The sequence below is a fragment of the Streptomyces sp. rh34 genome (assembly GCF_002551245.1).
In the GTDB taxonomy this organism is placed as follows: Bacteria; Actinomycetota; Actinomycetes; order Streptomycetales; family Streptomycetaceae; genus Streptomyces.
In genome coordinates, this window is the sequence record NZ_NTGZ01000077.1 from 19,613 (window position 1) to 29,493 (window position 9,881).

The 9,881-nt window shown below is 71.9% G+C and carries 10 protein-coding genes; 3 read left to right on the forward strand and 7 right to left on the reverse strand.

Going from position 1 to position 9,881, the window contains the following annotated elements:
• Positions 1–117 precede the first annotated feature (117 nt).
• A complete protein-coding gene (locus CR470_RS16620) occupies positions 118–897 on the forward strand; it encodes a maleylpyruvate isomerase family mycothiol-dependent enzyme (RefSeq protein ID WP_097868373.1) in 780 nt (259 codons plus the stop codon).
• Between the two features lie 27 nt (positions 898–924).
• Here the strand turns inward: CR470_RS16620 and CR470_RS16625 are convergent, their stop codons facing one another.
• From CR470_RS16625 to CR470_RS16655, 7 genes are all read right to left on the reverse strand, one after another.
• Positions 925–1,935, reverse strand: coding sequence for an LLM class F420-dependent oxidoreductase (locus CR470_RS16625; protein WP_097868374.1), 1,011 nt, complete (start codon positions 1,933–1,935; stop codon positions 925–927).
• Positions 1,936–2,049: 114 nt separating this feature from the next.
• Complete coding sequence (locus CR470_RS16630; RefSeq protein ID WP_097868375.1) at positions 2,050–2,913, reverse strand: DUF5336 domain-containing protein; 864 nt, start codon at positions 2,911–2,913, stop codon at positions 2,050–2,052.
• Positions 2,914–3,080: 167 nt separating this feature from the next.
• Positions 3,081–4,001 (reverse strand): N-acetylmuramoyl-L-alanine amidase, encoded by a 921-nt coding sequence (locus CR470_RS16635; protein WP_097868376.1) that lies wholly within the window; start codon positions 3,999–4,001, stop codon positions 3,081–3,083.
• A 34-nt stretch (positions 4,002–4,035) separates the two neighbouring features.
• Positions 4,036–4,722, reverse strand: a complete 687-nt coding sequence (locus tag CR470_RS16640) for a class I SAM-dependent methyltransferase (RefSeq protein ID WP_097868377.1) — start codon at positions 4,720–4,722, stop codon at positions 4,036–4,038.
• Between the two features lie 128 nt (positions 4,723–4,850).
• Entirely contained in the window at positions 4,851–6,158 is a 1,308-nt protein-coding gene (locus CR470_RS16645; protein WP_097868378.1) for a M20/M25/M40 family metallo-hydrolase, read from the reverse strand.
• A complete protein-coding gene (locus CR470_RS16650) occupies positions 6,155–7,549 on the reverse strand; it encodes a cytosine permease (protein ID WP_097868379.1) in 1,395 nt (464 codons plus the stop codon). The genes CR470_RS16645 and CR470_RS16650 overlap by 4 nt, the downstream gene beginning before the upstream one ends.
• Positions 7,549–8,502, reverse strand: coding sequence for a DUF1177 domain-containing protein (locus CR470_RS16655; protein ID WP_097868380.1), 954 nt, complete (start codon positions 8,500–8,502; stop codon positions 7,549–7,551). Before CR470_RS16655 ends, CR470_RS16650 begins: the two co-directional genes overlap by 1 nt.
• Before the next feature lie 147 nt (positions 8,503–8,649).
• Between CR470_RS16655 and CR470_RS16660 the strand changes: the two genes are divergently transcribed.
• Together CR470_RS16660 and CR470_RS16665 are read left to right on the forward strand one after the other, a co-directional pair.
• Positions 8,650–9,477 (forward strand): IclR family transcriptional regulator, encoded by an 828-nt coding sequence (locus tag CR470_RS16660; RefSeq protein ID WP_097868383.1) that lies wholly within the window; start codon positions 8,650–8,652, stop codon positions 9,475–9,477.
• A gap of 59 nt (positions 9,478–9,536) precedes the next feature.
• Positions 9,537–9,881, forward strand: a 345-nt coding sequence (locus CR470_RS16665) for a Type 1 glutamine amidotransferase-like domain-containing protein (protein WP_179892273.1), incomplete at its 3' end; no start/stop codon positions are given.

The following is a 9,881-nucleotide window of genomic DNA, read 5'->3' on the forward strand; positions in this document are numbered from 1 at the left end:
GCGACGGGCGTTCCGACCGATGGTGCGGATCCTCCGCACGGCAGGACCGTCGCGAGCCCGGCCGGGGCCCGGATACCCAGGTGATCAACGCGGGTTCCGCCGGTTAGGGTGCGCGGCATGACCCTTCTCTCCCACCGCCGTTACTGCGACGAGATCCTGGCCCAGACCGACGCCCTGCGCGCGGTGCTGACCGGCGCCGACCTCGCCGCGACCGTCCCCACCTGCCCGGACTGGACCCTGCGGGAGCTCGCCGTGCACGTCGGCGGCGCGCACCGCTGGGTCGGCGAGATCGTCCGCACCCGCGCCGCCGAGGACGTCCCCGAGGAGAGGGTGCCCGGCTTCGAGGGCCCGGACGGCGACGACCCGGCCGCGCTGGACTCGTGGCTCGCCGAGGGGGCCGCGGCCACCGTCGCCGCGCTGCGGGAGGCGGGGCCGGACGCCGAGGTGTGGAGTTGGTCCCGGGAGCGGAGTACGGCCTTCTGGGCGCGGCGCATGACGCACGAGACGGCTGTGCACCGGGCGGACGCGGCGCTCGCCGCCGGCGCCCCGTACACGGTGGACGCCGATGTGGCCGCCGACACCATCGAGGAATGGCTGCGCATCGTCTCCTTCGCCCAGGAGGGCGGCGACCCGGAGGCGGCCGAACTGAGCGGAGGCGGGCGCTCGTTGCATCTGCACGCCACCGACGTGCCCGGTGCGGAGTGGCTGATCGAGTTCGGCGACGACCGCTTCACCTGGCGGCACGCGCACGAGAGGGCCACGGTCGCGCTGCGCGGACCGCTCACCGACCTGATGCTCGTCTTCAACCGCCGGCTGGAGCCGACGAGCCCGCGGGTCGAGGTGCTCGGTGACGCCGCGCTGCTGGACTTCTGGCTGGACCGGTCGTCGTTCGGCTGAGCGCGGACAGCCCTGAGGGCTGTCGGGTCAGCTGTTCAGCTCCGCCAGGACCCGCAGCGTGTGCGGGTCCGGCGCGGTGACCAGCAGATCCGTCACCGGGCCCCGGCGCCACAGCTCCAGCCGCTCCGCGATGCGGGAGCGCGGCCCGATCAGGGAGATCTCGTCGGCGAACGCGTCGGGCACCGCCCGTACCGCCTCCTCCTTGCGGCCCTGGAGGAACAGCTCCTGGATCCGACGGGCCTCCTCCTCGAACCCCATGCGGGCCATCAGATCGGCGTGGAAGTTGCGGGCCGCGTGTCCCATCCCACCGATGTAGAAGCCGAGCATCGCCTTCACCGGCCACAGCCCCTCCGCCACGTCGTCGCAGACATGCGCGCGGGCCATCGGCGCGATCATGAAGCCGTCCCTGAGTCCGGCGAGCGAGGCCCCGTAGACGTCCGTGCGCAGCGGCGACCAGTACAGCGGCAGCCAGCCGTCCGCGATCTCCACCGTCTGCGCGATGTTCCTCGGGCCCTCCGCGCCCAGCAGGACGGGGAGCGAGGCCCGCAGCGGATGCGTGATCGGCTTCAGCGGCTTGCCGAGCCCGGTGGCGTCCGGACCGTCGTACGGGTGCGCGTGGAAGCGGCCCGCCAGCTCGACCGGAGCCTGCCGCGCCAGCACCTGCCGGATCACCTCCACGTACTCACGGGTCGCGGTCAGCGGGCTCCTGGGGAACGGCCGGCCGTACCACCCCTCCACCACCTGGGGCCCGGACAGGCCGAGGCCGAGCAGCATCCGGCCGCCGGAGAGATGGTCCAGGGTCAGTGCGTGCATGGCCGTCGCGGTGGGGGTGCGGGCCGCCATCTGGACGATGCCGGTGCCCAGCCGGATCCGGGAGGTGTGGGCGGCGATCCACGTCAGCGGTGTGAAGGCGTCCGACCCCCAGGCCTCCGCCGTCCACACCGAGTCGTAGCCGAGCCGCTCGGCCTCCTGGACCAGGGCGAGTTGACCGGGGTCCGGGCCGCGGCCCCAGTATCCGAGCGCGAGTCCGAGCCTCATGCCGTTCCCTCCAGCCGTAACTGACGAAGCGTCAGGTAGGGGTGACCGGGTTGGACTGTACGACAACGGCCCCCCGCCCGGAAGGGCGAGGGGCCGCGGTGTGTGCGTACGGGATCAGCCGCGCTGGATGCCCGTGGTGTCCTGCAGGACGCCACGACGGCCGTCCTGCGTCTGGGCGATGAGGCTCTGGCCGCGCTGCTCCACCGCGAGGTACCAGGTGCCCGGCGCCAGCTCGGCGATCGGGTTCGGCGAACCGTCCTCGCCGTACAGCGGGCGGGCCACCGGAACGGCGAACCAGAACGGGGTGAAGTCGCCCGCCGGGGCCGCGCCGCCCTGCGAAGGCTGCTGGGCCTGGGCCTGCTGCGCCTGCGCCGGGTCGGCCTGGGCGGGCTGACCCTGCTGCGGAGCGCCGGGGTAGCCGTAACCCTGGCTCGGCTGGGCGCCGTAGGGCTGCTGCTGCTGCTGCTGGCCGGCCGGGAAGCCGTAGCCCTGGCCGGGGCCCGCGCCGTACGGGGCCTGCCCGGCCCCTACGCCCTGCGCCGGGGGGGCCGGGCTGAGGAGCGGGGCCTTGAACGCGGGGATCAGCGGACCGGCGACCGCGCCGGCGGCGAGCACGATGGCCGCCAGCAGGCCGAGGATCAGGCCGGCGCCCGCGTTGTTGACGTCGAGGATCGTCCAGAAGGCGGTCCACAGCGCGAAGACGGTGAGCGCGGTTCCGAACTGGCCGAGGTCCAGCCCGACGACCTTGCGGCCCGGCATGGCCCGGCTGACGATCACCAACGCCGCGCCGATGACGCCGGCGAGGAAGAGGCTCATCAGCAGTCCGAGCGAGTCCCAGGCGTTCGGGCTGTCGAACCGGGAGCAGTCGACACCCTGCGGGCAGTCGTAGCTGGAGTAGTCGAGGAAAGAGGCGATGAACAGCACGACCGCTGCTCCGATCACCACGCCGTCGCCTCGAGTGAGGGATCGGATATTCACGTGAAGGTCCTTAGTCGGTCGTCTCGTCGGGGCGGTCGTCGCTGCCGCCGGTGCGGCTCGAAGCTCGGGAGCGGCTCCCCATCGTACGGATGAATCTATCGTCTGCTCGGGCGGGTTGCGTCCGGTCCCGGATCGTGAGTGGCTATCCCCCCAATATCACCGCAGAACTACCCCTTCAGGTAGTCGGTAATGCCGTCGGCCAGTCCCTGGGCCGCCTTCTGCCGCCAACTCGCGCTGGTGAGCAGGGCCGCGTCCTTCGGGTCGCGCATATTGCCGCATTCGACGAACACCTTGGGCACGGTCGACAGATTCAGTCCGCCGAGATCATTACGCGTGTCCAGGCCGGTATTTCCGCCGATGTAATTGGAAGGTGCGCTTCCGGTCGTGCGGACGAAGTGTCCGGCGATCCTCGCGCCGAGGTCGGCCGAACTCTTCACGATCTTCGAGGTGTCGGCCCCGCCGCCTTTCACCCCGGCGGGCAGGATCACGTGGAAGCCCCGGTTGCCCACGGCCGACCCGTCGGCGTGCACCGAGACCACCGCGTCGGCCTTCGCCTCGTTCCCGATCCGGGCCCGCTCGTCGATGCACGGCCCGAACGGCCGGTCGTCGTCGTGCGTCAGCCGGACCCGGGCGCCCTCGGTCTCCAGCAACTCGCGCAGCCGGTGGGACACGTCGAGGGTGAACCGGGCCTCCGCGTAGCCGTCGTCGGTGGACGTACCGGTCGTGTCGCACTCCTTGCGGCCGGTGCCGATGTCGACCTGCTCGTTGATCTCCCGGGTGTGGTCGCGGTTGCGCGGATTGTGTCCCGGGTCGATCACCACGGTCCGGCCGGTCAGCGGGCCCTTCGGCAGCGGCTTCGCGGAGCCGGAGGGGGAAGCGGAACCGGACGGCTCCGGCTGCTTCCCGGCCGGTGGCGGAGCCGACGAGGAGGCGGCGTCCGCGCCGGGCCGCGGCGAGGCCGCACCGGCCCCGTCGGCTTGTGGACCGCCGCCGCAGCCGGCGGCGGTCAGGCATACGGCGGCCAGCGCGGCGGCCACGGAGAGGAGCCGGGCGCGGCGGGCGGGGGGAGGGCTGTCGTCGTACGGCACGCGGCGATGCTACCCACCCGGCCGTCCCGGCGGCTCAGATCCCGGCCCCCGTGCGGCGCAGCACGCGCAGCGAGTCCGTCGCCGCCACCTCGGTGAACGCCCCGGAGGCCAGTGCCCGCTGATGGATCCGGTACGGGGCCTGCCCGCCGTCGGCCGGGTCGGGGAACACGTCGTGGATCACCAGCAGCCCGCCCTCGGTGACGTGCGGGGCCCAGCCCTCGTAGTCGGCGTTCGCGTGCTCGTCGGTGTGTCCGCCGTCGATGAAGACGAGCCCGAGCGGTCCGGCCCACACGGCGGCGACCTGCGGGGAGCGCCCGACGAGCGCCACCACGTGGTCCTCCAGGCCGGCCCGGCGCAGGGTGCGGCGGAACGTCGGCAGGGTGTCCATCAGTCCGACCTCCGGGTCCACCACGCTCGGGTCGTGGTACTCCCAGCCGGGCTGCTGCTCCTCGCTCCCCCGGTGGTGGTCGACGGTGAGCGCGCTCACCCCGGCTCCCCGCGCCGCGTCCGCGAGCAGGATGGCGGACCGCCCGCAGTACGTGCCCACCTCCAGCAGCGGCAGCCCGAGCGCACCGGCATCGGTGGCGGCGGCGTACAGGGCGAGGCCCTCGTGGACCGGCATGAAGCCCTTGGCGGCCTCGAACGCGGCGAGGATCTCCGGCCCGGGTCCGGCGGGTCCGGCGGGCGAGGACGCGGAAGCGGCGGCGGACTCGGCGGTCACGGGGTTCCTCCAGGTGGGGCGGGGTGCGTGCGGAACGGCGCCCCATCGTGCCGTACGCCCCCGCCGAAGGGATCGGCGGGGGCGTACGCGGGGTGAGCCCGGGTCCGGGCGGCCACCGGCCCTCGGGGTCAGCAGCTGTGCCAGAGTCGGGTCATGACGCGGACGCCGAAGCGCAGGCCCTCCAGCGGGACGCGCTCGTCCACGCCGTGGAAGAGGCGGCCGTAGTCCAGGTCGTGCGGGAGCTTCAGGCCCTTGAAGCCGAAGCAGCGGATGCCCAGGTGGGTGAAGGCCTTGGCGTCGGTGCCACCCGGGTTGCAGTACGGGACGGGGTGGCCTTCCGGGTCCTCGGCGCGGACGGCGTCGCACATCGCGTCGACCAGCGGGCCGTCGAACGTCGTCTCCATCGCGATGTCGTGGTTGACCCACTCGCGGCTGACGGAGGGGAGCAGGAGCCGGTCGATCGTGTCGATCAGTTCCTGCTCGTGACCGGGGAGGAAACGGCCGTCGACGCGGGCGGTGGCCTTCCCGGGGATGACGTTGGTCTGGTAGCCGGCGGTGAACATGGTGGGGTTCGCCGAGTTGCGGAGCACCACCTGCATGAAGTCCCCGACCGGGCCCAGCCGGGCGAGGCTCGCCTCGATGTCGTTCTCGTCGAACGCGACGCCGTAGAGCCGGGCGGCCTCCTCCAGCAGGGCGCGGACCGGCTCGATCAGCCGGATCGGGAAGGTCTCGCGGCCGATGCGGGTGAGGGACTCGGCGAGGTCGGTGACCGCGTTCTCGTCGTTGGGCGACGAGCCGTGTCCGGCCCGGCCGTTCGCGGTGAGCTCCATCCAGGCCATGCCGCGCTGGGCGTTCTCGATCGGGTACAGCCGGCGCGTGTCGTCGATGGCGAAGGAGAAGCCGCCGCCCTCGCCGATCGCCTCGGTGACCCCCGAGAAGAGGTCCGGCCGGTGCTCGACGAGCCAGTGGGCGCCGAACGTGCCGCCCGCCTCCTCGTCGGCGAGGAAGGCGAGCACCACGTCGCGGGCCGGCTGCGTGCCGGTGCGGGCGAAGTGCCGGGCGGTGGCGAGCATGACCGCCACCGTGTCCTTCATGTCGATCGCGCCCCGGCCCCAGAGGTAGCCGTCGCGGATCTCGCCCGAGAACGGCGGGACCTGCCACTCGGAGGCGTCGGCGGGGACGACGTCCAGGTGGCCGTGGACCAGCAGGGCGCCGCGGGTGGGGTCGCCCCCGGAGATCCGGGCGATGACGCTGGCCCGGCCCGGGGCGGACTCGACCAGTTCGGACGCGATGCCCACCTCGGCGAGGCGGTCCACCACCCAGTCGGCGGCGGCGCGCTCGTCGCTGGTCGGGTTGGAGGTGTCGAACCGGATCAGTTCGGCGCAGAGGTCCACGACCTCGGTCTGGGCCTGCTCGGAGGCGGGGGTGAGGGTCATGCTGCTCCTGCCGGAGTGGTCGCGCGGGCGGCGGGGGCGGGGCTGCCGCCGTTCTCGTCGTCCAGGGTGGAGGTGCCGTACGGCTTGACCCAGCCCAGCAGGCCGAGGGCGCAGTACAGCAGGAAGGCGGTGGCCAGCGAGTTGAGGGCCGGTATGCCGCCGTCGTAAAACTTGCCGACGCAGAACGCCACGACCCAGATGACCAGGGACATCGGCACCCAGGTGGGCGAGGTCGGCGGCAGGGTCTCCGCCTCCCGGGTGTCGTCCAGCGGCTTGCGCATCCGTTTCACGACCCAGTACTCGGCGACGATGATGCCGCCGATCGGCGGGATCATCACGCCCAGCAGGGAGAGGAACTCCGTGAAGTGGGTCATGATGCCGACCGCGGACAGGAGCGTTCCGGCGATGCCGAGGACGACGGTGACCACGCCGCGGTGCAGCCGCTTGCGGAAGACGACCTGGAAGAAGTTGACGACGCCGAGCGAGGAGCCGTACAGGTTCCAGTCGTTGATCTTCGCGGTGGACATCAGGACCACCATCACACCGAAGGCGCCCGAGGTGGAGAGCACGATGTGGGAGACGTCGCTCGACTTCACCAGGTGGCCGAGCAGCACACCGACCATGCCGACGATGTACTCGGAGAGGATCATCGAGGAGGCGCTCTGCACGAAGACGTGCGAGCCCTTCCTGTTGTAGCGGGTCATCTCCGGGGAGACGATCGCGCCGGTCATGTAACCGCCCGCGATGGCGGTGGCGGCGACGGCCAGCGGGATCGCCTCGCCGGGCGGCGGCGAGCTGATCAGCTCACTGATCGAGTGGTCGTTGAGCGTCGTGATGATCGACCAGGCGACCATGCCGAAGAACAACGGGGTGACGATCTTGGCGAACAGGGCCATGTACGTGAAGCCGAAGATCACCAGGGCGGTGATGGCGATGCCCGCGATCACGCACCACATCCAGGACGGTCCGCCGACCAGCGCCGAGACGCTGTTGCCGAAGATCGTGTTCTGGACGCCGAACCAGCCGACCAGGCTGACCGCGATGACGAAGCTGACCAGGGCCGAACCGTTGCGGCCGAAGCCCGTCCAGCGGGTGAGCATCGGGGTCGCCAGACCCTCGCGCATACCGGCCAGGCCGATCGCGAAGATCACGATCTCCAGGATCACCGCGCCGAGCGTGAAGGCGAGGAAGGCGTCCCCGAAGGTCATGCCGACGCCGATGGTGGCGCCCAGCGTGAACTGGGAGATCGAGCCGGACTGGGCCAGCCACTGCAGGAGCATGGACCAGAAGCCGAAGCGCTTGTCGCGCGGGACCCGCGAGAGGGAGTAGTCGTCGCTGCCGATGCTCTTGGCTTCGGGGGCCGTGGCGCCGGCCCGGTGGGCGGATGCCATCAGGACTCCTGGGTGGTGCGGCCGGGGGTCTGGAGGTGAGCCAGCGACCCGTAGCGGTTGACGAGGTTGTCGAACTCCACCGCGTCGTGGAAGTCCAGGCCCCCGGCGCCGAAGGCCTTGGCGACCTCCACGGCGTAGCGGGCGGCGGACGCGATGTCGCTCTCGTGACTCGCGCCCGTCTGGCAGCCCGGTACCGCGGCGGCCGAGGTGACCGCGAGACCGACGACCGGAGCGGCGGTCGCGGTGGCGGGCTGGAGGATCGAATTGATGTGGTGTACACCGTTACCGTACGGCGTGATGTCCTGGGTGGTCACCGGGTATGTGACCAACGGCTCACCGGTCACCACGGCCAGCAGCTCGCCGAGCTGCTCGCTGACCCGGAGCACCCAGCCCTCCTTGACGGTGGGCGACAGGGCGAGGCCCTTGTGGTTGATGATCCGGTTGCCCTTGGTGGTGTCGATGGAGAGCACGGCCTCCATGTCGGCGGTCACCTCGTGCCGGTTCATCGTGGCGATGTCCACGGGCGAGCCCATGAACGGCACCGGGTCGTGCGGCTCGGTCGGCGCGTTCGGGCAGATGTGCGTGGCGACGATCACGTCACCGGGCAGCACATCGCCGCGACGGCGCATGTCGAGCAGCTTGGCCGCCGTGGCGATGGCGCTGGCCGCGCCGTCGGCGTCGGAGACCAGTCCGGTCACCTCGGGCCGGGCGCCGATACCGCCGAGCCGGCCCACCACACCGAGGGTGCGGGCGCTGCCGCCCGACGTCCGGCCGCGGGAGCCGGGGATGCGGACGAGCACGAAGTCCGTCGAGCCCTGGTCACCCATGACGGTGGTGACCTGTGCGGACGAGCCCTCGGCCCCCGCTGCGGCGTCGAGGTACTCGACGACCGTCTTGCCGGTGACCTGGGGATCGTCCAGAAGCTCGACGATGTCCAGTACGTACTTCAACATGGGGGCTTTTCTCCTGATCCTGACACCCGCCCGGCGCTCGACGGGGAGAGCGCGGGGCGGGGTGCTGAGGCAACATTCGGGATCGGATAGCGTTGAGCGCAACTGTTTCCCGCTATTAGCAATTCCGGTCTGAATGGTGAGATGACGATGGCCGAGTTCGATCTGGACCGACGCACGCCCGCCGGGGCGCTGCAGACCGTCGACCGGGCGCTCCTGGTGCTGCTCGCCTTCGAACGCACCCGGCCCGACTGGGGCGTCACAGAGGTCGCCGAGGAGTTCGGCTGGGACACCTCCGTCGCCCAGCGGCTGCTCGCCACCCTGGCCGGCCGGGGCTTCCTGGTCTCCGACCCGGTCACCCGCCGCTACCGCATCGGCCCCGCCGTGCTGCGGCTCGGGCGGCTCTGGGAGCGCTCGGGCTCGCTGGAGCTGCTGGCCGGTCCGGTCCTGGAGGAGCTGCGGCGGACCGCCGGCGACACGGTCCTGTTCTGCCTTCCCGACAGCTTCCACATGCGCTGCGTGGCCGCCGAGGAGGGCGAGACCGGACCGCTGCGCTACTACCCGCTGGTCGGCGAGCTCTACCCGGCGCACGCGGGCGCGACCAGCAAGTCGTACTACGCCCATCTGCCCGACGAGCAGCGGCACCGGCTCTTCCGGGGCCGTCCCATGGCGCGCTTCACGGACCGCACCGTCACCGAACCGGACCTGCTGGAACGGGAGTTCATGAAGATCCGGGCCCAGGGCTACGCCTGGACGGTCGGCGAGTACGACTCCGGGATCGCCACCGTCGCCGTACCGGTGTTCCTGGGGCGCGAGCCGTACGGAAGCCTCAGTCTCGGTGGCGGGGAGGACCGGTTCCAGGGGGCGCCCGAGGACCGGCTCGACGCGCTGCGCCACGCGGCCCGGCTGCTGGAGCAGCGCCTCACCCACCCGCCGCAGCGGCCGAAGCCCCGCGCCCGGCGGCCCCGCGCCACCTGACCGACCCGATCCCGCGCCACCTGACCGACCCGATCCGCCCGACGTACCCGAGGAACCTCGTGAATCTGCTGCTGCTCTCCAACTCCACCCAGTACGGCTGCGGTTACCTGGAACACGCCCTGGACACCGTCACCGCGTTCCTCCCCACGAACGCGCGACTCGCCTTCGTCCCGTACGCGCTCGCCGATCACACCGCGTACACCACCCGGGTCCGCGAGGCCCTGGAGCCGTCCGGCATCACCGTGCGCGGCGTCCACGAGAACGCCGACCCGGCCGCCGAACTCGCCGCGTCCGACGCCGTGTTCATTGGTGGCGGCAACTCCTTCCGGCTGCTCGCCGCCCTCTGCCGCACCGGTCTGCGCGAGGCCGTGCGCGACGCGGTACGGGGCGGGCTGCCCTACATG

Excerpts from the sequence above, each read along its gene's own strand:
- CR470_RS16645 (WP_097868378.1), bottom strand. The coding sequence starts at position 6,158 with ATGACCCTCACCCCCGCCTCCGAGCAGGCCCAGACCGAGGTCGTGGAC.
- CR470_RS16650 (WP_097868379.1), bottom strand. The coding sequence starts at position 7,549 with ATGGCATCCGCCCACCGGGCCGGCGCCACGGCCCCCGAAGCCAAGAGC.
- CR470_RS16660 (WP_097868383.1), top strand. The coding sequence starts at position 8,650 with ATGGCCGAGTTCGATCTGGACCGACGCACGCCCGCCGGGGCGCTGCAG.
- CR470_RS16620 (WP_097868373.1), top strand. The coding sequence starts at position 118 with ATGACCCTTCTCTCCCACCGCCGTTACTGCGACGAGATCCTGGCCCAG.
- CR470_RS16655 (WP_097868380.1), bottom strand. The coding sequence starts at position 8,502 with ATGTTGAAGTACGTACTGGACATCGTCGAGCTTCTGGACGATCCCCAG.
- CR470_RS16625 (WP_097868374.1), bottom strand. The coding sequence starts at position 1,935 with ATGAGGCTCGGACTCGCGCTCGGATACTGGGGCCGCGGCCCGGACCCC.